The sequence below is a fragment of the Telluria sp. LT2P80 genome (genome assembly GCF_059685955.1).
Window position 1 is genome coordinate 40,581 of the sequence record NZ_JCASIO010000007.1, and the last position, 23,402, is coordinate 63,982.

Genomic DNA, 23,402 nt, shown 5'->3' on the forward strand with positions numbered 1-23,402 from the left:
CGCAACGCGCACAATGTACATTGCTTTCATTTGGACCATCGGCAACGTTGTGATGTTCGATCTCGAAATCGCGAACGTCCCAATGACCTTCCATATCGCAATGAGCAAGGATGACCCCGTGATCCAGGCGTTCAGCGACGCGGACGGACAAATTGGCGAACTGTTCGAACTCCAGGGCACTGAGGCAAAATTTCACTTCCGAAACTTCATTTCCAACGGCTTGATCGAGCAAACTCCCATCACGCGTATCCAGAAACTGGAGGGCAAAGCATGATCGCCCTCGCCCCAGGGGGAGGCGCGCAGTGCCCTGCTGCGGAGCTTTCCAGTGGCCCCCTTGACGTAAAGGACAGCGAGCAGCAGCCTGCTGCGCAGAACACGCCTCTCGCGCCCTTGGATGTGCTCCCGAGAAATCCCTACGATACGTCCGCAGCGGTCTCGCCTGCCCATGCACAGGCCCTCCTGATGGCATCAACGGGCCACCCTGTGTTCCCGGTGCACGGGATGAAAGATGGCAAGTGTACCTGCGGCGATGTCAATTGCACTGCTCCCGGCAAACACCCGCGCCGCTGGAATTCCTTCAAAGAGGCCAGCACGAATCCGACCATCATCAACATGTGGTTCAACGACGAACTTGAGCTGAACTATGGCGTGCGTTTGGGGCAAGAGATCGGCAGCACGGGCAAGATGGCCATCGTGGTGGACGAGGACCGCTACAAGGACGGCGGCGCAGACGCGCTGGAAGAGCTGGAAAAAGTCCACGGCTGCCTCCCGGAAACCGTTGAGGTGCTTACCGGCGCAGGAGGTAGCCACTATTACTTCCTGGCCGACTGCTCGCTCAACTTCGCCGGCAAGATGGGCGCGAACATCGACCTTAAAGTTAACGGCTACGTTGTCGGTCCCGGCTCCGTCCATGCATCTGGGCGCCGCTACGAGATGGAAGCTTCTAGCGACCTGTTCGAGGGCCAAGTAATGGCAGACCTTCCGCAGTGGGTTATCGACAAATTCAGCAAGCCAGCAAAGTCGGCTGAGTGCGGCATGGAGATCGCCCCCAACGCCGAACCGCTGTTGCCCTACGAGCGTGCTTTCATCAAACTCGACTTGGAGATGATCTCCGCCGCGTGCTGCCGGGACGTATGGCTGAAAATCTTGATGGGCCTGCACAGCCGCAACCAGTCCCAAGAGATGTTCGATATCGCCGACGAGTGGAGCCAGACCTGCCCTGAAAAGTACGATGCCAGTGCCTTTTCTAAGGCGTGGAACAGCCTCAAGCCGGGTGGAGGTATTTCGTACGAGACAGTCCGCATGATGGCGCAAGAAGAACGCATTAAAAATGTGGACATTAGCAAGCTGCTGGAAAGCTTTAAGCATATGCCGGTAGCCGAGCCAAAATGCGTCACAGTCGCGAATGCCATCGAGGTGCCCGATGAAGTACCTAAGCCAGCGCAGATGATCTGCGACATCCCGCCCCATCTGCTGACTATCCCAGGCAAGCTGGGCCTGATGGTTGACTGGACCAACGACACGGCAATGAAGCCGCAGCCCGTGTTCGCCGTGCAAGCGGCCCTGGCACTCGGCAGCGTCGCCATGGGCCGTAAGTTCCGCACCACCAATGACAATTGGGCGTCGCTGTACTTCCTCAACATCGGAGTGTCAGGGGCCGGCAAAGAGCATGCGAAGACCGTGATCGAGCGCGTGCTGGACGCCGCAAAGTTCTCCGCCATGTCCCCCGCGTCTGAATACACGTCCGACAGTGCAATCGACTCGATGCTGCGCATGCATCCCACCCACATTGCTATCATTGATGAGTTTGGCTACATGCTAAAGACCGCAAACGCGAAGAATAATACCAATGGCGGTACAGCGCGCAAACGCCTCATGGAGGTGTTCGGCCGCTGCCACGGCACGCTTCAACCGAAGGCGTTCTCCACCGCCGCCATGAACCAAATTCAACGTGCCAGCATGGGGCCACAATTTGTGGAGAACCCAGCACTGACGGTGCTGGGCATGACCACGCCCACTCCGTTCTACGAGGCAGTAGGATCGGGGGCTTTGACGGATGGCTTCTTGAATCGTCTCATCGTTGTTGAATCCGATCTCGGGCGACAGCCCGCTCGCTTTGTCGATCCAGTCGAGATGCCCGACGATTTGGTTCGCTGGGTCCGCGAATGCCGTATCAAGAGTGGCGGCGATTTGACAGATATCATCGACGCGGTGCACAGCGAAAAGCCGGTGCCGACTGTCTTGAATTTCTCGGGAAAGGCGCGCTGTTTGTTCGACGAACTTGAGGTGCGCTGCATCGCGCGCATGGACGAGCTGGAACTGCACGGCATGGCCGAGATGTACAGCCGCGTTCGGGAGATCGCCATGCGAGTCTCCCTGATCGTCGCGCACTCCACTGGGGCTGATGTGATCGACTTCGAGCACGCTCGCTGGGCGATCGACTACGTAACCTTCTGGGCTGACAGGGCGATCAGCCGAATGGCTGATAACATCGCCGACTCCCCGTTCGCAGCCCTGTGCAACGACGTGGCCAATCTGATTCTGGAAGCTGGTCGTCGTGGCTTGACCACTGCTGAACTGGCAAGGAAGTCAGCGAAATTCAAGGGAACTGAAGGCCGCATGCGCCGCAGCGTGTTCGAGAACCTGGAATCTGACCGTAATATCCGCCGCTACGGCACAAAGTCGGCCAGCGGCAAGGGCAAGACGCGCGAGGCATACATTGCACCCGAGTTCGTCCAGCAATCCGACCAAGAGCAATAAACGCAATAAAAGCAGAAACCTCTCTGGCCAGGTGCTGGCAGAGAGAAAATTAATATATAAAAAAAAGGGGGTATCTTTTTATATACTATTTACCCTGAAAGCCGCATGTAGCCTAGCTTATAGGCCGCAAGCGGCTTTTGCTTTTGATCGCGGCCAATCGCGTCAGCCAGATGTGCGCACGCGTCAGGGCGACCCGTAACCTCGCGGATACACGCCTGCATACGGCATCAAATACGGCCAGACAATACGCAGAGGCACACAATGCGCCTCGGATTTGCGACACGCAGTACTCCTCCTGCGCGCTGGCTGCCTAAAGGCTCAGCAAAAGAGGAAATGCTAATCGGATAAGAATGCCCACTCGAATTTTTTCGTGTCCGGTATTCTGGGTGCATCCCTGTGCCCAACATGGACAAGGCGGCGTTGGGCAAGAGAGTTTTCAGGGCAGGCAGTCGAAACACTTGCACCGGGCTCGCCGGCTGGCCTCTCACATTAGGCAACGTACCCCTGAAGCCTCTACGTCTTCAACCGGCCAGCTACTTCCCAGTCGTTGAGGGGCTTTTCAAAACCGTAACCCAGCTATGGAATCGCGCATGCAAATGCCGGTTTGCTTTTCTTTTAGGTACTGATGATGAAAAAAGCCAAGGCGGCCCGAGTGCCGATTCTCGAAAATGCGTTCGAGGTGAACCTGCCGAAGCTGATGCGTGCGGTAAAGGCAACAGGCGGCTGCCGTGTCGTGCTCGACGATGGGGATGTGCGAACCGTCGCTGTGCTCGCTGAGACCCGCCTGGCGGTCTTCCTGGGCGGTCGGACATGGGTAGCCGACATCGTAGCCGTCCAGTGCCTCCAGGGCCGATTACGCCACCTCCTGAAGTGCCCTCGCGCCCACGAGGGGAATTTTCAGTCCTTGTACTTCCGCAGCGGCGAGCTGGCATGTCGACACTGTCATGCGCTGAGGTACCGGACGAACATTGCTGCCACTTCGACGGCCCGCGCCAAACTCAAGCGTATGAAATTGCTAATTCAGCTTGGCGGCGAACCCGGCGGCGCTATGCCAGCACGGCAGCCGAGAGCTTGGAGGCGTCGCCATGCATCGTTTGCTCAAACCTATGGCACACTAACGATCAAGTACTACGACCACCTCAAAACGATCATCAGGCAGCTCGCAGGGGGCGTTAATCCGATGCATCGACGTGTAAAGGAAGCTAACCAATGATTCGAGCCTACATCGATACAGGCGGCCTTCATCCAGTCGTTCGACGGCTTGAGTCGCAGGGCCTACTCCGAACGTGCCACTTTCCGTTTGAAAATCGAAACTCCAGAGTCACTGAGATCGTGCCTGGTTCAGGTGCAACATGGGCGCAAAGCGGGCACGTATCGTGGGCAAGTGATGCTGGCTCATGGGATGACGACAAGTCATCGGCTCTTTTCAATCAGATTCTGCGGCTCGTCGGCGGGCAGCGAGTAGATGCGCAACACTTGGACTCAGCATTTAAAGCCCAATGCACCGTCTTTATCACGAGTGACAAGGGCGACATCTGGTTACGCCGAGACGCAATTTTTATGATGACGGGCCTTACAGTTCTACATGTGCCGTTACAGCTAGATGAGCTTGAACGTATGTGTAAAGCATCAAATAATCGAAACTGTTAGCTCACTCGGGCTTGAGTTTTTTCATGCTTTTCAAAAATAATTTACGGTTTTCGCGGCCGGTTGCCGGAACAATTTCCACATATTCCTCACATAGAAATTCATAAAGGGCATCGCCGATAACGACGCCGTTTAAGCTGACTGTGGACCCAGACGCAATCTCTCCAGAATAAACTTCTTTGTCTTCTTCGCTTATCAGTTTCCAAGTCCCTGCAGTTTGCGCCGCGAGATCAAGACGCCCGCGTATCAAAACTTCTTGTAAACTCAAATCAGACCGCTGCCTGCACAGTTCAGTTAACCTTCGAATCGCGATCAGATCAAGCCGAGATCGGTTCGCGGCAGACATTGAAGGATTCGCCCAGTCAACACGAATTGACGCTGCATGCTCAGATAAAAATTCTAACATTTTTATCAGCGATGACGCCGTGTGCCCACGTACTGACTGCAAATATTCTAATGCCGCTGCCGAATCATTAGCAAGCGACAAAAATTTGTTTATCTGGTCCATCGCCGAGGTAAAGGCAGGGTGCTCACCATGCATATCACTTGGATGAGAACTGCAAAATTTTACGGTAAATGATCCTTTAGCAAACCCAAATACGTCAGCGGCATACGAATCATCACTCTTTTTCAATGGTTTTTTTGCAATTCGTGCAGCTACCCTTGAAAAATTACGCACTAGCGCCTGGAAAATAAATAAGAATTCGCCCAGGGTATTTGTGTGGATGCGAGCATGGGTTGCAGCTTCTGGAACCTCAAGCGAAACAAATGAAACAGTTGTGGCCATCTCCGCTGCAGTTTCTGCTACCTCATCAAGACCTTCAAAGAAGAGTTCAGCTTCTGGAAGTGACCTAGTCGGGAAATTTTTATAGTCCGCTAAACTGGCGCCCAAAGTTACATCATCACCGCCAAGAAACTGTGCAATATAGAACTCAGGAATTTCAGGAAATTCGTAAATAGATCGCAAATCAACTTTGCCTGAAATCAGATCCTTTGCTCGTTGCGGCGAGACCAATGTACAAGCATAAGCAGGTCCTTGTTCACCATCTTCGGCACCGATCATGCAAACATACTGCCCGCCAACCTCATCCTTGGCCAAGAAAACCTGAGGTATGTCGTAAAAGAGAAGAATTAGGCCCTGCTTGATTTTTCTCATGGCGAAGCCTGAATGTTTTGCAAGACTGGAAACGACTCCGAACGCCACCACGAGTAGTGATTTGGCTTACCGTTTTTCTCTATAAGCCCGGCCGACTGGTCAAGTTTTACTGCAGTTATGGCCTTATGGCGGTGGCGCTCCATTTTTAGAAGGGGAGCCAATCCGGTTGGAGTATCGAATATGGATACCGCCCGCGCATGACACTCATCAGTGTTGTATTTAGTATCAGGACTCAGCTTCCGATGAGACCAAAAATCTTCACAAGTCGGCGACACTGATTCCGTCAGTCTAAAAAAAACACTGCTCGGAGGTACAGCGGTCGCCGGCGGGCACATAGACGGTAGTTGTTCGAACCACATAGGATTATTGATAGTTTGCGAATCTGGCCATACTACAGGTTGCGTAAGGATTAAGTAAAGTGTGGATGTATCTGCCGCGTTGCTTGAAGAGACAAAGAGATACACAGGAGGAATTTGCCTCCTTTGAGCGCGCTGAATTCAATGCAGTCTTTAGTTCCATGTTGATGCCATGTTCGAACCGACCGTTTTCCAACAGTCAGCAGCAACCTGTTTTTGACTTTTGGAAAAACAGCTCCTCAAATTCTCAACATGTTGGCATAAATTAATGCCGTTTCTCACCATGTGAAGGAGCAAATCATGGCGGTATTTGGGTATGGGTGGGTGTCGACGGTATAGCAGATAATCAGCGGTTGGGGATCGAGGGGCTGGATACGCAGTGGAGTACTGGTACGTCGACACCGTGAGCGGCAAGGCTCATACGGCCCAGCGCAGGCAGTTCAGCGACATGCTGACGAAGCTGAGGAAGAAGGACACAGTGGGCGCGTCGAGCTGGACTGTGTTGGCTGCGATGCCCCAGAAGTGCTTGCGACGATCAAAAACGCTGGCCAATCTCGGTGTTGAGGTAGTCGTGCTCCAGCTCGGGAAGCTCGACCTGACTTCTCCAGCCGGCAAGCTCATGTTAGCCATGTTAGCTGCGGTGGCTAAGATGGAACGCGATCTGATCGTAGAGCGCACCCAGGTGGGACTGGCCCGAGCCAAGGCCGATGGTAAGACACTTAGCGGACCCACTAAAACGACGCCAGCAACGGCACGCGGTCGTCGAAGGGTATGCAGCCAAGCAGAGTATTGGCGCCTTGGCGAGGCTGTACCACGTTTCTAGGTCCACAGTCTTGGCGATGGTGAAAGCACCTGCTTGACGTTCTTCTAATCGCCTGCCAGTAAGGTGGTCACCAGTGCTTTAGCTCCCAGTCGAATCACCCTTAGCGGCATGCCAGGGGCGTCGCTGGTTGCGGTGGAATGCCCCTCATGCTTGAATCTCCCGTCTCGACCCATTGCTTCTGAAGGTCTGCCTTTACCCACAGATCCAGTGGGACGGAGGAGATCAAATCTCGGACCTCCTGAAAGCGCCCAAGCTGGCGATAAAGGTCAACTCGCTCTAGGGTCCGCGCAGCAGAACGCAGTAGGCCGGCAGACGTTCCATGTTGGCTCTCACCGGGTTGACGTTCAGAGTTGCGACGCTATTTTCTCTCCAGAGGTGGGCGCTTGAGACCCATCATAACCTCCGGCGCAGATTCTTCTCGGTCGGGCAGCAAGGGGACGGTCTGTGCCAGAGCGTCGACATAGTCCTGCGTGGTGCTAATCCTAACGAAGCGCTCAGCCTCTCAATCGCGAGCGCCAAATGTAGCCCATTCTTGCTAGCCTCGAAGCCTGCCGCTCAGGTGCCCGGTCAGACGGTACCACAGCTGGGGCAGCGCGCCCATCGTCCTTGGCTCCCTAGGCGCAGGCATCAACGTGGTGGCATCTTCAACCAATACAATTGCCGAACACATCGGGCATCCCTCAGTAGGGCTTGTACAGCCCGACCCGCACTGTTCGTTCTTTCCATCTACGCAGATCGGCACATTGCCGTAAAAGTGCGGAGAAGCGAGTTCTACGCGGGGGTAAAGTATTCAATGGATGCAGGACAGTGGTTAAAGACTGCCACATCCAATAGGTAGGCCTGCGGTGCCCGCCTCATCACAACGGAAGCAGCGTCGGCTCTCGCCGCTGCGCCACCCGCGATCTCCGGACCTAACCTCTAATCCGCTGAGATATCATGGACAGGCTTATCCTTGCGTCGTTCTTTCTAACATTATGTCGAGAAAGTTAGCAAGCCTATCGAACAGTCATCAGTGGTCTTTTGGCTGAAAACCCGCTCCAAGTTTGCAGATAGCATTTCCTCGGCTTTCGGTTTCGATAGATTCCGGGTCCATTGCAAAAGTTTCTGCAATGCTGGGGCTGGCCGACCGGTAGAACGCAAATACAAGCTTTCTGCAGTGCCGTCACTCATTACCGCAAAGGAAGGCGTTGCCGTGATGCCAGCATAAATGCGGAAACGGGAGGCCGCATCAGGTTCAGTTATGAACACCGTCGTATTAGCGTACTCGCCATTGTCGGGATGGGAGAGAACATCGACGATGCCTTCCGCCGTTTCCAATGCAATAATACCATCACCTAAATGGCCAGCCAAGTAACGCCCATCTTTATGGACGACAAACATGAGTGTACAGGCAAGTGCATCAATCTCCACATTCAGTGCTTTTGCTTTCTTGCCAAGGACGCGCAGGCATTCGCCCAGCACCCGAGATGCAACCGCTGAACAGTCAGAAGAAGCTAACGTATATAACGCATCAAATTCGCGCCGAAGAACACGCAGCGTTGCTTTTACTGCTTCTTGCGCTCCAATCTCTGAATGAGCCCGCGACCCTGCGCCGTCCGCTAAAGCAATGCATCCAATACCATTAATGTTTTTAGCTACAACGTAATCTTGGCAGGGAGTGGAGGTCGCTATATGCGACCTTCCAACGACTCGACCGCAAGCTACCTTGTATCGCATGGAAGGCGCACGTTTCATTAATTTATACCTGACCCCATGCGTCAATTCCTGCCACATCGAGGGCAACAGTTTCACCAGGCGTGGACTGAGATACGCGCGAAACGCTTCGGCTTAACCATTGAAAGAACTCTCTGAAGTTTAGCCCTTTGAGTCGCAGCGGTGGCCGAGTTGGAGAAAGTTCGCCAAGCTTATTCAAATTAGCCGATGCACCTATGCCGATAGGAAATACCGTAAGTTTCTTGCTAGTTACTAGCGATTTTATCCGCGCAGCGGCGGGAGAAATGTCGTCAGTAGGTTCACCGTCAGTCATTACAACCATCCAAGGTTGGTAATAATCGACACCAGCACGCTTGTAGTCTTCCTTTCGCGCGTCCAAAAGGTCTAGGGCTAACGTTGTGGCTTGGCCCATTGGGGTTAAGCCACTTGCAACAAGGTTCGGAACCGATTGACGCTCGATTGACATAAAATCTAACGCTTTTTGAGCAACGTCTCCGAATGTCACAATGCAGATCTCCGCTGCATATTGAGCAACCTCGTCTTGACGTATCGCATCAAAAAACATTTTTACGCCGTCTTGCAACTCCTGAATAGGGGCACCTCCCATCGATCCGCTGACATCGAGGACGAGACAAATCGGTACCCGAGCCGTGGGGTTCTCAACCAGGTCCTCTTGGCGGAGGACATATTCTTCTTGCATAATTAGCTCCTTAATTCTTAACTTAAAAACATCTTTAGCAGAGTGGTGAGAAATCCACCACTCGACGTTGGCGCAGGTTGCTGCTTAGGCGGAGGATTATACTTGGGCTGGGCTCCCGAAGGCTTCCCTGGTGCGCTTGTTGGGTTCGGACGAGGCCGATAAGCACCGCCAGGGCTCGCCGGTTTCGCGCTCGGACTTTGTTTTACTGCGGAATTGGTGTCCCGCATACTTTGATTTGCCAAGCGTTCTAATTTAACGCGCTTATGGCAGTCCGGACACCATGCCTGCTTTCCTTCTAATGCTAATTTTTCGACCCAAGGCTTCGAAGCAATAAAAGTTTTTCCACATTTCCCGCACGGTGCATCAACAGGTTCTTTAATTTTAAATGAGGCTGGAAAAATGTCGTTAGTCGTCTGCCCTTGGGACAACATATGTTTATATTTTCGGAACGCTCTGAGCCACTCATCTATGCGTGCACGCTTGTTGGCGCGAAACGCGTTGTGAAAGGCTTCCTTCAAGTGATATGGCAGATTGCTCCAAATTATCTGCCATGGACCCTGTGGTGCGTTTTTACCGCTGAACTCGTCATTGTCCTTACGGAACCAATAAGGGAAATCCATCGCCTTAATGTTATCAGCAGGGGAACCTCCACCCTGTTGAGAATACGGAGGCTTTCCTGGATGAAGTAGCATAAATAGCATAGTGGCCACTGCGAAAAGCTCATGCTGTTTTGTACGTAAGAAATCAGCATAATTTTTCCCTTGAATTTCTGGAGCTGTAAAATTCACAGTTCCAACGGGGCAAGCAAAGCTCTCTATCTGAAAGCTGTCCGTATCCACAATCCATAGCTTAGTACTATCAGTGCTGACTAACAAGTTCAGGGGATTAATATCACCAACAATAATATTCAAACTATGCAAATACTGAATGTGCTCGAGAAATGCAATGCAGAGATTTACGATATCAGTTCGAGACCATTGAGGGAATGTTTTTTCAAGTACGGCTTTGACAAACATGGAGGATTGCACCGTTTTACCGTTAGCACGTGGCATTAGATAGCCGAGAAACTGTCCCTTCTCGTTTGCAATGATATCGGTAGGCCAGCAAATTCCCGGTCGCTGAACCTTTCGTGTGACCATAAGTTCAATTTTTTTCCGACGCAATACGGTCAATTTATCTGCATGGTATATCTTGCAGACTGTGCTCCCGTTCGCAGCCTGGTAAATCTTCCCTTCGCCACCTTCGCTTATTAACGGCCCTAGTGTTATTTTTTGTCCATTTGCCAAAAAAATATTATCCCCTTCAACTGGGAGGCACGGTACAGCGCAAGGTTGATCCTTGTCTAACAAGGGCGAGTTGGGCATATTGAAAGGCGTCAGCTCCAAAGGCAGCGGCGCATCGATCGCAGTATTTGCTTTAGGAACTGGCGACTGACGCGGCGAGTTGGACTTTTTATTGCTTGCTGTCGTTTTTTCTACCGCCGCTGCTCCAGTAGAATCACCATTAGCATTTTGAACTGGGCCAGTCCAGAGCGCAACTCTGACCCCCTTCCCATCTGCACGAAGCTTCATTCCACCATCGCGAGTTAGCAGCAACATTCCATAGTCCTGAGCTAGCTCAATAATCTTCCCGTCATTGTTCGTTTTATTCTTGAACACGGCGCGTGTGAGAAGAAAAACACCAACGCCTTCGTATTCAAAACGGGTAAGCAGATCTCCATCGGCAAGATCTTTTCCGGTAGGGAGATTTTGTACTTTTATGCTCGGAGTTTTATTCAGCTTGCGAACAATCGCGCGAGCATTCTTATTAATCTCCGCGTCGCCTTTTTTGTTGTAATCAAGTTCGTCCAAAACGGTACCAGTAAGGAAGGGAATCCCGTTTTTATCTTTAATTCTAATAATTACATCTGGGTCCTGAAGTAGAACACAAGTATCGATGAGAATGGTGCGAGGGGCGGTAGACACGGTAGTTGCAGTCTTTGCAAAATTGTTTTTGCCTAACTCAGGCAGCATGTATTAATTCTACTATGGTTTCTTGCGATCAACGTCTCGGTTTAGCCACGACTTTAGCCATGGCAAGAATATTTTTGACGATCAAGAAAAAATATCTCAAATTGTCACAGAATCGTTGCTAGAAAAATTCTGTAGTTTTCAATTATCGAAAATAGGCACATGAGGTCGTGCAAGTCGGCTGTTTTCGTATTTTTAGACCGATAACTAGGTATTTGTCAAACTATATGTTGAACCATTTTTCGTGTTGGTACGCACTGTCTGAGTGCTACTGAAGCATTCCAAAATGCAGAAGAAAGATTGACTATCAGGCAATTGGAGTGGAGTGCCTTGAGCTATCGCTTGCCTTTGCCGGCTCCGCCCTGACCGTGATGCCATGGAGTAGATCCGCAATTGAACGCCTAAGCATGCCGATATGAAGGCGTGGACAGATCATATATGTTCCGTGGCACTGGACTTTGTACTACTACGCTAATGATGCGCTTGAGGCGGGTCCTAGAATCCTGTTCTGCATGTGGTAGCCATCGCGTATCGGCTGAGCGGCGCATTAAAGGGTGTTGAGGAAGAGTACGAACGACAAGTTTGCATGAAGTGCGACTGGGCCGGGAGGTCGTTTTGGTAAAAGCTGGGCCGTCAAAGTCGGTCGCAGATCGGGCTGATTCAAGTGCGACGGAGACGGCTCCCCAGAGAGAGTGCTACGTCCCACACAAAAAACCCTTAGACCAATGCTGAGCCCAAGTGAATCAATCGAGAAGGCTACTATCTTAGTCTAAAATCGGAGGGGGCAAGAACGTGCAAGCCGAACTCAAAATGGACATTTAGGAGATTTATGGCCACAGAACTGGACCGACTGCTCGCCGCTGGCTTTCGCCGCGCCGGCTATTGGGCAATTGAAAGCGATGCTCTGCGTCTTGTCTTACATTCACCAATTACCTCGGTACAGAACGTCGTCTACGCGTTCGCGGTAAACTCGATGCTGACTTACGTTGGCAAGACCACACAAGGTCTACCGAGGCGGATGCAGGGGTACCGCTCGCCCGCTGCAACCGCCGAGGGTGGAGGCTCGACGAACATCAAAAACAACAAGAACATCGTGACCGCGCTGACCAGTGGTGCAGCGGTCGAGATATATGTCCTGGACCAGACGGCTGCTTACCACCACGGAGAGTTCCCACTGAACGTCGCGGCTGGAATCGAGGACAGCTTGATTAGGGTTCTTAACCCACCGTGGAATGGGCGCAGCTCGGTAGCGCCGACCAAATCGCCAAAGCGGGCGGCACCCGCTCGAAACGATACTCCTCCGAGATTGGGTCTGGGGATCACGCTTCACGGGGTACCCTCGGCAGCGCAACTGTTCGCATTTTGCCGCGTGCACCAAGGCTCGATTTTTTCGACAACGGCCCGGGGCAGCGAGTTTAGCGTCGAGGTTGTTGGAACGGTGCTTGAGATCACGCCTGCATCGTCGGGGCAACCCCGATCGGTGCCGATATCGAACGTCAGTGCCGTGCTGGCGCGGCTGGCTCATACTGGCTTGATCCGTAACATGGACTACAAGGACCTGACTTTTAATTCGTCATACGTACTCGCCGTGGCTCGAGCATGGCGCATGGAGAGTGCCGCAGACATAACTGATCGATAGGACCAGGGAGCGCACGGCCGCCTTACATGTGCAGTTCTTTCTGAAGAGCAGTGACAGATAAAGCGGGATCGCGACTTTCAATGCCAGTGTCAATTCGTGCTGAACGCACCAACGGCCGTCGGCAGGAAGGGCTAAATAGGGTGGTTTGCTCGAGATAGGTTAAAAAGCTGGCATTTCTAGCTTGTATTCCCCATAAACGGTAGCTAAAATAATGGTCATTTAGGGTATACTCAATTTAACCTAGCATTTTGAGCTGTCAATGACCAAAACCAAAGCCTGCCGCATCTACCAGCGTGTCAGCACATCTGGCCAAGACCTCAGCCGCCAGCACCAGCTCGTGGTGGACGCCGAAGCAGCGGGCTTCTATGTGGCCGCTGTCTACTCTGAAAAGGTCAGTGGCACTGTGGCGAGTCGCCCCGAGCTAAACCGACTGATCGCCGACCTGAAAAAGGGTGACGTGGTCATTGCCGAATCGCTCGACCGCATTAGCCGCCTGCCAGTGGCCGAAGGTGAAGCTCTGATCGCTCGCATCACTGAGAAGGGCGCCAAGATCGCCGTACCTGACCTGATCGACCTGTCCGACATTATCGCCAGCGCGACCGATCCGCTGGTGCAGATCGTCTTGGAAGCAAACCAAAAGATGATGCTCAAGATCGCCTTGCACATGGCCCGCAAAGACTACGAGCAGCGCGCGAGCAAGCAGGCCAGCGGAATCGAAATCGCCAAGGCCAAGGGCGTCTACAAGGGCCGCAAACCCGACACAGTGGCTAACATAAAAATCGTCGAACTGCGCGGCCTAGGCTACACCATCGCTAAAGTCGCGGCGACCCTTAACGTCAGCGAATCCCAAGTCAAGCTGATCTTGAAGAAATCTGCGACCATGACGGCCTAATGACCGAATGGAAAGCACACCTCCATGCCGCCGATATTGCGATAGAGCTGATCGAGCATCGTGGTAGCATGCTCGCCAAATAGCCTTTGGACGCCGGTATAACCATACAATTCGTGAAAGACCGTTTCTTGAAGTTTCTGTTTCGTTGTGCGCGTGTCAAGGATAAGAAAGACGCGCCCGTTGCTGAAAACGCCCTTGGCGGCGGTGACTTTCTGCTCGGTCGCCTCGGCCAGGACATAGGCCTGGAGGGCGGAGAAGGTCGGGACGACGTGGAACTCGATACCTTGGACCCCGCGCGTGATGCCACGGAGAGCATTGCTAATCGCCTTATCTGCGTCCCCTTGGGTGACGGTTCCCACCACTTGACCGTTCTGAACAGCGCCGCGTCCCAGCGAAAACATTGCTGGTGAATTGTTGATGGCCGTGGCTAGGGTCTATCCCAATACCACGCCTTCGAGCACCTTGCCGTTTGCCGTGGTCACCTTCTCCATTGAAGCGTCCGTCTCCAGATTCTCCTACCCCGGCACGCACGACGAGAGGGCTGGCCCATCCTGGACAAAATGGCTGGACCACGTGCGTCCACCGCCACGTCTAGGTGTGGCCCGCAATGCCATGATTGTCTACCTCGATGTGAAACTGTCGCAGTTAGAATCCGCACCGTCCTCGCCAAGGCTCTACAAGGCTCCAAGCCGGCACTGTCAGGCCGGGAGTGCACCAAACCCCGCGCCAATCTGCCTTACAAGGTCGCCATCGATGCACTAGGCCGCATGCTCAGCGCGGGCGACGTGCCCTGCATAGGCCGCAAGTACAGCTCACTGTGGAAGCTCACCGGCCGCCCCGCCGCTGTACTGTACAACCCTTTTGACGCCCTCAGAGCGGTTTGGCATGCCTACCGGCCCCACCCCCGTGGGGGGGGAGGCCGAAGGCGCCCTCCCGTCTGTACGTAATTTATAGGTCAATGCCTCAAAATTTTTCGGCGCATAGAAAAAGCCAAAAATTTTTGGAAGCACCCGTCGAATTACTCTCAATCCAGCATCATAGGGTTGTACCCATATCACGCCCTTGCTCATGAATGATCAGTTACGTCAAGTTGTCAGTCGTTCGCTGCGCCTCATGTGGGGCGCGCTTCCGGTGACCGGACTCTTCGACTGGCGCTCAATTGTCCGTGCCAATGAGTGCCGAAGCACTGCGGTAAAAAAAGCTGCCCCGCCTGCCCAGCAGGACGTGCCGTCCCTGATCACGGTACTGGAACGCATTAATTATCGCCTTGACGCGATTGAAGAGAAAATCGACCTTTTGCTCGTGTCTATGGAGGCGGTCACGCACTGAGCACGGACTTCCCCGTCAGAGGCTGTCCCTGCGTGTTTGTATCATCAGAAGAGTACGTCGCCTGGACGTGCCTGCCGCTTCGCTTCGATCAATGGCTCTCGTTTTGGCTTGGAAGATACCTGATCCAACCGGATCCAGTTGGCCAGGATCATTTCGCGAATCGAAATATCCGAGTAGCACCGGTCTATCGCGCGCTTTTTGTAGTTCTCATTGGCGCCGTGGAGAGTGATGTTAACGCGCATTCCGATACCGCCATTACCCCCCCCCCCCCGGCATATAAACGCAGTGCCCCGAGGTGAATGGCCGAGGCTTATCTGGGTCGAGGTCGTCGCGGTCGTTCAGCATCCCAATGCAATGCTCTCGGGGACAAAGATAGCAGCCGGCAGCGTGGTGCTCACATGAACTGCATGGTTGTTGGCGAATAGGCGCGTCTTCCTGTACCCGCGCGATCAGCCAATCCATCCACCGCTGCCGAACGTTTCGCATAAAGCCGATCAATTGTGTTTTCTCCGGGGTACGACAGGAATTAAGGCGGCATCAAGATGCGCGGTTCCTATCGCCGCCGGACTCATCCGCGCACCTAATCCTTGTAGTGTAGCTCGATTAACCGGTCGCACTCGGCCATAGCGCCCTCGCGCAGGATGCGCAGGCGGGACATCTTGGGGACGTTGTCGCAGACCCATTCCATCTTGGCGTGTAGTGGCATATCCGGCCGGAAGTTGACGGCCGTGGGGGCGCCGCTGGCCACTTTCCATGGTTTCGTGACAGGTGCGAAGGCTGGCGCGGCCTCTGGCAGAGCATTCGCTGCCGTGCTAGGTGATTGAGCCTCCCGGCGTGCAGGTACCCTTGGAGAGCTGTCAGAAGCCTGGAATAAATCGACTTGGTGTGGCGTCTTATCGAGATGACTACCGGACGCGAGAATCACCTCATGATCCTGCAACCCGGAGATAGTAATCATAGCTTTGTCGGTCGCAATGATCATCCTAGTTGCACTGAAATTGAAGGGGCGCTTCTGGGAACTGGCCAAACGAGCGCGGCGTGTCACTTTCCTTCGTGACTTGCATCGTCTTGGCCCGTCCTGTGCAGAATGCGCCAGCCTTTTTAAAGGCAGCAGCTTCGAGGGCGCCGAGCGATGCGGCAGAACCGTTGCCCTCGCATGCGATCGAGAAAGTGTTCTGGCCGATAGGAACAACGCCCGTTGTTGAAGCGCAGCCAGCCAACAGGCTGGGAATTACGACGGCTTGAAGTTTCATTAATATTCTTGCTGTAGTTGAGTCGAAGCCGCCTTTCGGCGTGCTCGGATACTAAGTAATCCTTAGTTCGACATCAACGAAATACTCAGAATATCTTAGCCTTTAGGGGTTGAGAATGTCTGTATTCAGCAAGAGCCTGAGAGAAGCGCGACGCGCTGCCGGACTGTCGCAGGAAAAACTGGGCGTGAAGGCAGGGATCGATGAAATGTCATCGAGCGCGCGCATGAACCAGTACGAGCGGGGGAAATACGGGCCGGACTTTTCGATGGTGGAACGGATTGCGTCGGCGCTTGATGTCCCCGAGTGTTACTTCTATTTCAAAGATGACGAAATTGCGCTGATCCTCATCCTCCTACATCGCATGCCACCGACCCAGAAGGTCGACGTGACGAAAGCGATCGACAGCCTGCTACAAGACTCCGTCAGCGCCAAGTGATCTGCAGGACGAATGCCATTGTCCTAAATGGTGATTGGCGAGCGCTACCCCCGCGGCGCAATCACTTGCAGTTGCGCAAACCACTAGACGAGTCTTGACCGATTTACAAGGCTGACGTTCGCCGCCAAGTGCGTTCCGGGCGCCGCCAGTCGATCCCTTCGAGCAGCATCGACAGTTGTGCCTAGGTCAAGCAGACGACGCCGCTGTTCGCCTGCGGCCAGACGAAGCGACAGCTCAAGTCACTTGGCCAGCAGGCAAAGGCCATCGCCAGACCACCACAACACTTTGAGCATGTGTCCATAGTAGTTTCCATAAAAAAAGGAACGGGAACTACTTTCGCAGAGAGAGTCGGCTACGTAAAGACGGTGCTGGGAGGACGCTTCCAGTTGTCGACGCTGCTTGAGGCATAGACTGACGGCGGCAAGAGCATACTTGGAAGCCAATGTCTGCCTTGTAAACGTAAGCAGTCGACAACGTGCACAGCGGCCGTAATGAGAAATTCATTCTTAATTAAAATTGCCCCCTGGATTGTTCTTGAAGTGTTGCATTCTGTATAGTGGCTGTGTATCCGGCCGCGCTACTAGTAGCCGTTCAAGCATCAACAGAGGATTGTAAGAAAATATGAATATTGCAGAAATTGAAACTGCCTTGCGCGAGCTGGTAGAGCAGCCTTTTGACCGTGACGGATTCGTGTTTGATTTTCTCCGCATTTACGACGCCCCCAAGTCCACCATTACCAAGCTAAAGCAGGCTAAAAATGCCGATTTCCTTCAAACCGGCGACTTGCTGTGGAAGAAAAAGCTGTGGTTCCGAGTAGCCGACAAGGGCAGCGCCGGCAGCGTGCTTGATGCGATGAGGTCGTCACCAGAGCTCAAAAAGCAGGCCCCGCGCTACTTACTGATCACCGACGGCGAAGAGGTCATTGCACGAGATACAAAGTCCGATCTGCAACTCGATATTGATTACGCGCGTCTGAATGATGCGTTCGACTTCTTCTTGCCGCTTGCGGGCATCGAGCGTTATGAGAGCGTGGCGGAGAGCGCCGCAGACATCAAGGCGACGGGACGCTTGGCCAAACTTTATGATGCGATCTTGGAGGCTAACCCGTCATGGATCGGCGAGAACCCGACCCACGCTCTCAACATCTTCATGACACGCATGCTGTTTTGCTTCTTTGCAGAGGGGACTTCGATCTTCGAAAAGGGGATATTCACGAAGACCTTGATGAATGTCTCGGCTGAGGATGGCAACGACTTAGCGCAAGTGCTCCAAGCTCTTTTCATAGCGATGAATACCGAGGAGTCGAGTCGGGCGGGTATGCCTGAATTTGCCAAGCGTTTCCCTTATGTCAACGGTGGCCTCTTCCGGGATCAAACGCCGATTCCAGCATTTAGCAGGCGCTCGCGTAGACTGCTACGCGAATGCGGCGAGCTGGCGTGGAGCCACATCAACCCGGATATTTTCGGTTCGATGATTCAGGCGGTGGTAGAGCCGGGCATGCGCGGCGAAATGGGGATGCACTATACCTCGGTCCCAAACATCATGCGCGTGCTGCACCCTCTCTTCTTATTGTCACTGGAAGAGGAATTCGAGGCCGGCAGGGATAGCGAAGCGAAGCTCGTCAAGCTGCTGCGCAGAATTCAAAACATCCGTGTATTCGATCCAGCTTGCGGGTCCGGAAATTTCTTGATCATCGCCTACCGCGAACTGCGCAAGCTCGAAAGCCGAATTTTTGAGCGACAGCGCGACATTGGTCAACGCTCCTTGCCAATGACCGGCGTCCATCTCTCACAGTTTTACGGAATCGAGCTGGCCGACTTCGCTGCGGAGACCGCGAAGCTGTCGCTTTGGATTGCGGAATACCAGATCAATGAACAATTCAAAGCAGAATTCGGCACGGCGCCGCCTGCGCTGCCACTGCGGGATAGTGGCAATATTGTTCATGGTAATTCGCTCCGCGAGAACTGGCTGCTTGTGTGTCCTCCAAAAGCAGGAAGCGAGACTTATGTTGTCGGCAATCCGCCTTATCTGGGCAGTTCAAATCAAGATGAAGAGCAAAAGCTCGACATGGACCGCATTTTTTCTCCAATCACCAACACCTACAAAAATCTCGACTATGTTGCTGCTTGGTACCTGAAAGCGGCGGACTACGGGACGATGGTGGAGTCGCAGGCTGCTTTCGTCGCCACAAATTCGATTTGCCAGGGCGAACAAGTAGAGATGCTCTGGCCTCTAATCCATAACCGTAACGCCGAGATCGGCTTCGCCCACCAGTCATTCAAGTGGCGTAATAATGCCGCCCACGTTGCTGGTGTTACATGCGTGATTGTTGGCATCCGCCGACGCGGACCTGGCCGCAAGACCCTCTACTCAGGCGATCTAGCGCGAACGGTGAAGAACATTGGACCTTACCTCTTGGAGATGGACGACATTATTGTCAGCAAAGAGTCCACCCCCATTAATGGCCTGCCCAAGATGGAGAAGGGAAACATGCCGACTGACGACGGACAATTGATCCTCTCTCCCGAAGAAAAAGTGGAGCTTCTCCAACAATACCCGACTGCGGGCGCGCTTGTGCGCCGTTACTATGGGTCGCAGGAATTTATCCGTGGAGTGGAGCGCTGGTGTATCTGGATTGATGATGACCAAGTGGCCTTTGCTGAGTCGTTCCCGCCCATCAAAGCCCGTATCGAGGCTGTAGCCAAATTTAGGTTAGAGAGTCCTGCTGAATCGACTCGAGATTACGCTCGATACCCGCACCGTTTCCGTCAGATTCAAAACGTCGGGACCGATGCCGTATTGGTGCCAATCGTTTTCTCAGAAACGCGGCGCTACTTCACCATCGGTTTTTGTGAAGGCGAGACCTCGGTGGTCAATAACCTATGCTTCGCCGTGTACGACGCGAAGCCTTATGTTCTGGCCATTCTTTCAACGCGGCTTCATGCCGTTTGGATTTCGACTGTTTGTGGACAACTCGAAACGCGGATCCGCTATTCGAACACGATGGGATACCACACATTCCCAGTGCCCGCCCTGACGGATGATCAGCGCCAAGAGCTCGAAGACCACGCGTGGGCGATCATCAACGCGCGCGAATCCCATCCCGGCAAGACAATTGCCTACCTCTACGATTCGGAGACGATGCCAGACAACATCCTCGAAGCTCATATGGCTTTGGACGAGACAATGGAGCGGATCTGCATCGGCAGATCGTTCAAAACAGACACCGAGCGCTTGGAACATCTGTTCAAGCAATATGCGGCGATGAAGAAAAAGGCCAAGTCCGGTGGCAATCGCGCTTTAGCTTTTAAAGGGAAAAAACATTGACAGATTTCGTGAAAGTCACTTACGCCCAAACTGGCTCGAGTCAGAGCATCGACAACATGGGTATGCGTGCCATGCAGGCTCGCGCGTTCGGTGAGCGCAATTCGCAATTCCTGCTGGTCAAGGCGCCTCCAGCCTCCGGCAAGTCGCGTGCGCTCATGTTTATCGCGTTAGACAAGCTTTTTAATCAGGGGGTCGAAAAAGCAATCGTTGCGGTACCTGAACGCTCAATTGGGGCCTCCTTCCGTTCAACCCCGCTCTCCGAAGCCGGCTTCTTCGCCGATTGGGACGTTGATCCGAAGTGGAACCTGACGCAAGCCGGTGGAGTGCAGAAGACCAAAGCCTTTGCCGACTTCATGACTTCCCCGGATCGCATCATGATCTGTACTCATGCAACACTGCGCTTCGCCTATGACGCGCTGGGGCCGCAGGCATTCGATAATTGCTTGGTCGCGATTGATGAATTCCACCACGCATCCGCCGATGAGAATAGCCGACTGGGCGAATTAGTGCGTGGCTTGATCGATCGAGCCAGGGTCCACTTGGTCGCGATGACGGGATCTTTTTTCCGTGGCGACGCGGCGCCGGTTCTGCGACCGGAGGATGAAGCGCGCTTTAACCGGGTGACCTACACATACTATGAGCAGCTTAACGGCTACAAGGATTTGAAAACGCTAGGCATCGGTTACCACTTCTACCGGGGCCGCTATGTCGAAGCGATTAACGAAATCCTTGACCCTACCCTCAAAACCATTTTGCACATTCCGAGTGTGAGGGCGGCCGAATCGACGGCAGACAAATACAATGAAGTCGATCGCATTCTCGATCATCTGGGCACGGTGTTAGGCAAAGACGAGAAAACCGGCTTCTATCTGGTAGAGCGTCCCAACAAAGATGTTTTGAAGGTCGCTGACCTGGTGGACGATGGTCCTGATCGCGAGGTGGTGATGACTGCCCTACGCGACATCAAAGGCCGCGACGACGTGGATATCATCATCGCCCTTGGCATGGCTAAGGAAGGTTTTGACTGGATCTGGTGCGAACATGCGTTGACCGTGGGCTACCGAGGCTCGCTCACTGAAGTGATTCAGATCATCGGCCGCGCGACGCGCGATGCGCCGGGAAAAAGCCATGCTCAGTTCACAAATCTGATCGCTGAGCCTGACGCGACTGGAGAGCGCGTGGTGGACGCGGTGAACAACATGCTCAAAGCGATCTCCTGCTCGCTGCTGATGGAGCAGGTGCTAGCGCCCAACTTTAAGTTCAAAACCAAAGACGATGCAGATGAATTGGATGGTACCCGCCGCAAGACTAGCATTGAATACACCGGCGAAGACACCGTGATCGCGATTAAGGGTTTTGCTGAACCCAAGACCGCTCGTACGCGTCAGATCATCGACACGGATATCGCCGATCTGACCGCCGCGATTTTCCAAGATGAGACAGTACTGCGCGCCAGCATGAGCCCGGAGGATTACGCACCGGAGGTCGTAAGCCAAGTCTTTATCCCGAAAGTCATCGCCAAGAAATATCCAGATCTCACAGATGAGGAGGTCGAGGAGATCCGCCAGGCGGTGGTAGCCGGCGGCGTATTCAAAAGTCCACAGCTCATCGTGGAGAAGGATGGTCGTGGCGACACCAAATTCCTGCGCATGGCGGAGAAGTTGGTCAATATCGATGAATTGACCATCGATCTGATCGATAGTATCAACCCCTTCCAACGCGCTTACGAAATTATGTCGAAGTCGGTCACGGCGGATGTCCTCAAAACGATCCACGGCGCCATCGCCATGACGAAAATATCCATGACAGAAGAGGAGGCAGTGGCGCTCTACCCGCGCATTAAGGTTTTCAAAACGGAACGTGGCCATGAGCCGAATTTAACTAGCCCGAACCCGTTAGAGCGGCGCATGGCGGAGGCGTTAGCGTGGTTGCGTGAGGCCAAACGCAAAAAAATGGCGAGCCGAGACTTCTAATGGTCACCAAAAAAACCCTCGAAGAGCTGCTAGCCGAAGAGGACGATTCTGGTCTTCTTGACGTTAAGCCCCGCGCGTCCGGTTCGGTGTCTGAGGAAGCTCGGATCGCGCAGGCGTTTGAAGAGATCAACGCATTTCGAGATCGCATGGGCTTCGCGCCGGGCCAAGGGCCTGCTGCACGCAAGATTGGTGTATCGGAGCGCGCATTGCAGTCGCGGCTGCGCACTTACCTTGAAAGCCTTGCCCTGACTCGGTCCCTCCTGCCTCACGATCGCCATGGTCTGCTAACTGCCGCCGCCGCCGCCGCCGCGCCAGCAAGTTTAAGCGACATTCTGGATGATGACGATCTGCTCGTGGACCCAAATGAGTCCATCTTCACGATGCGGATCGCCAAGGCGCCGTCGGCCAAGCCTGACATGATTTCCGAGCGCGCCGTGTGCGCGGATTTTGAAGACTTTCGGCATCTTTTTGATACGGCCGCCGCCGAGCTGGCCAGCGGTGCTCGCAAAAGCATGAAATTTGCCAATGAGCAGGAGATCGAAGCCGGCGGCTTCTTTATCCTCAACGGTTTGATGGTATATGTGGCTGAGGTGCGCGACCCGCATGTGCGCAATGGAAAACGCAACGCGAGGTTGCGGCTGATTTTTGACAATGGAACGGAAGGAAATAACTTATTGCGCTCTCTTGCCACCGAGCTCTACAAAGATCCGGGTGGGCGGCGTTTGTCTGACCCGTATGCCGGGCCGCTCTTTGGCCAACGTGACGCAGAGCTGGTCCACGTCAAGGAGCCGCAGGATCGGGTTATGGGGTGCATCTACGTTGTCAAGAGCTTGTCAACTCAACCAGACATTGCCAGGCTCGACGGTCACCTGTTTAAGATCGGATTCACCACTGGTGTGTTTGAGGAACGCATTCGTTCAGCTGCTGACGATCCCACTTTTTTGATGGCGGCGGTAAAGCCCGTGGTTTCGTACGAGGCGATCAATTTTAACGCCAACAAATTCGAAAACATTTTGCATAGGTTTTTTGCAGCGGCTCGGCTTGACATCGAAATTATTGATCGATTCGGCAAGCCTTTCCGGCCCCGAGAGTGGTTCGTTTTACCGCTGTCGATTATCGAACAGGCCGTCCCTATGATTATTGACGGCTCGGTTGTTGGTTATTGCTACGATCATCGGTCGTGCGCGATCCTACCAATGTCGAGCAAGTAGGGGAGCGTTGGCGGCACAAGAAGACGGGGCGTCGCAGGATTTGTGATTTTTGATGTTGCTAAGTACTCACCCACTAACAAATGTTTTTTTGGCTGCCATAACCGATGAGTTGCTGCGTGACTCGCACTGCGACGCACTCGCCGCCTTACACGGCATCCCGTTCTGTTGCGAAAATCCC

Annotated in this window: 18 protein-coding genes; 11 read left to right on the forward strand and 7 right to left on the reverse strand. The window is 53.5% G+C overall.

Going from position 1 to position 23,402, the window contains the following annotated elements; all coding sequences use genetic code 11:
* Positions 1-13: 13 nt before the first annotated feature.
* From AC56LW_RS17655 to AC56LW_RS17665, 3 genes are all read left to right on the forward strand, one after another.
* Complete coding sequence (locus AC56LW_RS17655; protein ID WP_499636443.1) at positions 14-274, forward strand: hypothetical protein; 261 nt, start codon at positions 14-16, stop codon at positions 272-274.
* Positions 271-2,760: a bifunctional DNA primase/polymerase gene (locus tag AC56LW_RS17660; protein ID WP_499636445.1), complete on the forward strand. Its 2,490-nt coding sequence runs from the start codon at positions 271-273 to the stop codon at positions 2,758-2,760. The genes AC56LW_RS17655 and AC56LW_RS17660 overlap by 4 nt, the downstream gene beginning before the upstream one ends.
* 625 nt (positions 2,761-3,385) lie before the next feature.
* A complete protein-coding gene (locus AC56LW_RS17665; RefSeq protein WP_499636447.1) occupies positions 3,386-3,973 on the forward strand; it encodes a hypothetical protein in 588 nt (195 codons plus the stop codon).
* A 438-nt stretch (positions 3,974-4,411) separates the two neighbouring features.
* Here AC56LW_RS17665 and AC56LW_RS17670 read toward each other — a convergent pair whose 3' ends face one another.
* Entirely contained in the window at positions 4,412-5,563 is a 1,152-nt protein-coding gene (locus AC56LW_RS17670) for a hypothetical protein (RefSeq protein ID WP_499636449.1), read from the reverse strand.
* 735 nt (positions 5,564-6,298) lie between these two features.
* Between AC56LW_RS17670 and AC56LW_RS17675 the strand changes: the two genes are divergently transcribed.
* On the forward strand, positions 6,299-6,742 hold the full coding sequence (locus AC56LW_RS17675; RefSeq protein WP_499636451.1) for a recombinase family protein: 444 nt from the start codon (positions 6,299-6,301) through the stop codon (positions 6,740-6,742).
* Positions 6,743-7,714: 972 nt separating this feature from the next.
* On the opposite strand, the gene AC56LW_RS17680 is transcribed toward AC56LW_RS17675, so the two are convergent.
* The 3 genes from AC56LW_RS17680 to AC56LW_RS17690 are packed head-to-tail and all read right to left on the reverse strand — an operon-like array spanning position 7,715 to position 11,167.
* Entirely contained in the window at positions 7,715-8,476 is a 762-nt protein-coding gene (locus AC56LW_RS17680; protein ID WP_499636453.1) for a PP2C family serine/threonine-protein phosphatase, read from the reverse strand.
* Between the two features lie 4 nt (positions 8,477-8,480).
* A complete protein-coding gene (locus AC56LW_RS17685; protein WP_499636455.1) occupies positions 8,481-9,155 on the reverse strand; it encodes a VWA domain-containing protein in 675 nt (224 codons plus the stop codon).
* 17 nt (positions 9,156-9,172) lie between these two features.
* Entirely contained in the window at positions 9,173-11,167 is a 1,995-nt protein-coding gene (locus AC56LW_RS17690) for a protein kinase domain-containing protein (protein ID WP_499636457.1), read from the reverse strand.
* 826 nt (positions 11,168-11,993) lie between these two features.
* Between AC56LW_RS17690 and AC56LW_RS17695 the strand changes: the two genes are divergently transcribed.
* Together AC56LW_RS17695 and AC56LW_RS17700 are read left to right on the forward strand one after the other, a co-directional pair.
* Positions 11,994-12,803 (forward strand): GIY-YIG nuclease family protein, encoded by an 810-nt coding sequence (locus AC56LW_RS17695; RefSeq protein ID WP_499636459.1) that lies wholly within the window; start codon positions 11,994-11,996, stop codon positions 12,801-12,803.
* Positions 12,804-13,062: 259 nt separating this feature from the next.
* Entirely contained in the window at positions 13,063-13,695 is a 633-nt protein-coding gene (locus AC56LW_RS17700; RefSeq protein ID WP_499636461.1) for a recombinase family protein, read from the forward strand.
* Here AC56LW_RS17700 and AC56LW_RS17705 read toward each other — a convergent pair.
* On the reverse strand, positions 13,692-14,096 hold the full coding sequence (locus tag AC56LW_RS17705) for a hypothetical protein (protein ID WP_499636463.1): 405 nt from the start codon (positions 14,094-14,096) through the stop codon (positions 13,692-13,694). The two genes, AC56LW_RS17700 and AC56LW_RS17705, sit on opposite strands and share 4 nt — an antisense overlap.
* Before the next feature lie 667 nt (positions 14,097-14,763).
* On the opposite strand from AC56LW_RS17705, the gene AC56LW_RS17710 reads away from it, so the two are divergent.
* A complete protein-coding gene (locus AC56LW_RS17710) occupies positions 14,764-15,024 on the forward strand; it encodes a hypothetical protein (protein ID WP_499636465.1) in 261 nt (86 codons plus the stop codon).
* A gap of 580 nt (positions 15,025-15,604) precedes the next feature.
* Here AC56LW_RS17710 and AC56LW_RS17715 read toward each other — a convergent pair.
* Both AC56LW_RS17715 and AC56LW_RS17720 read right to left on the reverse strand, forming a co-directional pair.
* Positions 15,605-16,006 carry a hypothetical protein gene (locus tag AC56LW_RS17715; protein ID WP_499636467.1) on the reverse strand — a complete coding sequence of 134 codons (402 nt, stop codon included), beginning with the start codon at positions 16,004-16,006 and terminating at the stop codon, positions 15,605-15,607.
* A 1-nt stretch (position 16,007) separates the two neighbouring features.
* Positions 16,008-16,277 (reverse strand): hypothetical protein, encoded by a 270-nt coding sequence (locus AC56LW_RS17720; protein WP_499636469.1) that lies wholly within the window; start codon positions 16,275-16,277, stop codon positions 16,008-16,010.
* 115 nt (positions 16,278-16,392) lie between these two features.
* On the opposite strand from AC56LW_RS17720, the gene AC56LW_RS17725 reads away from it, so the two are divergent.
* From AC56LW_RS17725 to AC56LW_RS17740, 4 genes are all read left to right on the forward strand, one after another.
* Positions 16,393-16,713, forward strand: coding sequence for a helix-turn-helix domain-containing protein (locus AC56LW_RS17725; RefSeq protein ID WP_499636471.1), 321 nt, complete (start codon positions 16,393-16,395; stop codon positions 16,711-16,713).
* Positions 16,714-17,334: 621 nt separating this feature from the next.
* Positions 17,335-20,040: a class I SAM-dependent DNA methyltransferase gene (locus AC56LW_RS17730; protein WP_499636473.1), complete on the forward strand. Its 2,706-nt coding sequence runs from the start codon at positions 17,335-17,337 to the stop codon at positions 20,038-20,040.
* Between the two features lie 56 nt (positions 20,041-20,096).
* A complete protein-coding gene (locus tag AC56LW_RS17735; RefSeq protein ID WP_499636754.1) occupies positions 20,097-22,013 on the forward strand; it encodes a DEAD/DEAH box helicase in 1,917 nt (638 codons plus the stop codon).
* Positions 22,013-23,224: a GIY-YIG nuclease family protein gene (locus tag AC56LW_RS17740; RefSeq protein WP_499636475.1), complete on the forward strand. Its 1,212-nt coding sequence runs from the start codon at positions 22,013-22,015 to the stop codon at positions 23,222-23,224. The genes AC56LW_RS17735 and AC56LW_RS17740 overlap by 1 nt, the downstream gene beginning before the upstream one ends.
* Positions 23,225-23,402: the final 178 nt, after the last annotated feature.

Coding starts and splice junctions, on each gene's coding strand:
- AC56LW_RS17695 (WP_499636459.1), top strand. CDS start 11,994: ATGGCCACAGAACTGGACCGACTGCTCGCCGCTGGCTTTCGCCGCGCC.
- AC56LW_RS17715 (WP_499636467.1), bottom strand. CDS start 16,006: ATGATCATTGCGACCGACAAAGCTATGATTACTATCTCCGGGTTGCAG.
- AC56LW_RS17730 (WP_499636473.1), top strand. CDS start 17,335: ATGAATATTGCAGAAATTGAAACTGCCTTGCGCGAGCTGGTAGAGCAG.
- AC56LW_RS17685 (WP_499636455.1), bottom strand. CDS start 9,155: ATGCAAGAAGAATATGTCCTCCGCCAAGAGGACCTGGTTGAGAACCCC.
- AC56LW_RS17655 (WP_499636443.1), top strand. CDS start 14: ATGTACATTGCTTTCATTTGGACCATCGGCAACGTTGTGATGTTCGAT.
- AC56LW_RS17665 (WP_499636447.1), top strand. CDS start 3,386: ATGATGAAAAAAGCCAAGGCGGCCCGAGTGCCGATTCTCGAAAATGCG.
- AC56LW_RS17740 (WP_499636475.1), top strand. CDS start 22,013: ATGGTCACCAAAAAAACCCTCGAAGAGCTGCTAGCCGAAGAGGACGAT.
- AC56LW_RS17735 (WP_499636754.1), top strand. CDS start 20,097: ATGGGTATGCGTGCCATGCAGGCTCGCGCGTTCGGTGAGCGCAATTCG.
- AC56LW_RS17700 (WP_499636461.1), top strand. CDS start 13,063: ATGACCAAAACCAAAGCCTGCCGCATCTACCAGCGTGTCAGCACATCT.
- AC56LW_RS17690 (WP_499636457.1), bottom strand. CDS start 11,167: ATGCTGCCTGAGTTAGGCAAAAACAATTTTGCAAAGACTGCAACTACC.
- AC56LW_RS17680 (WP_499636453.1), bottom strand. CDS start 8,476: ATGAAACGTGCGCCTTCCATGCGATACAAGGTAGCTTGCGGTCGAGTC.
- AC56LW_RS17670 (WP_499636449.1), bottom strand. CDS start 5,563: ATGAGAAAAATCAAGCAGGGCCTAATTCTTCTCTTTTACGACATACCT.
- AC56LW_RS17725 (WP_499636471.1), top strand. CDS start 16,393: ATGTCTGTATTCAGCAAGAGCCTGAGAGAAGCGCGACGCGCTGCCGGA.
- AC56LW_RS17660 (WP_499636445.1), top strand. CDS start 271: ATGATCGCCCTCGCCCCAGGGGGAGGCGCGCAGTGCCCTGCTGCGGAG.
- AC56LW_RS17705 (WP_499636463.1), bottom strand. CDS start 14,096: ATGTTTTCGCTGGGACGCGGCGCTGTTCAGAACGGTCAAGTGGTGGGA.
- AC56LW_RS17710 (WP_499636465.1), top strand. CDS start 14,764: ATGAATGATCAGTTACGTCAAGTTGTCAGTCGTTCGCTGCGCCTCATG.
- AC56LW_RS17720 (WP_499636469.1), bottom strand. CDS start 16,277: ATGAAACTTCAAGCCGTCGTAATTCCCAGCCTGTTGGCTGGCTGCGCT.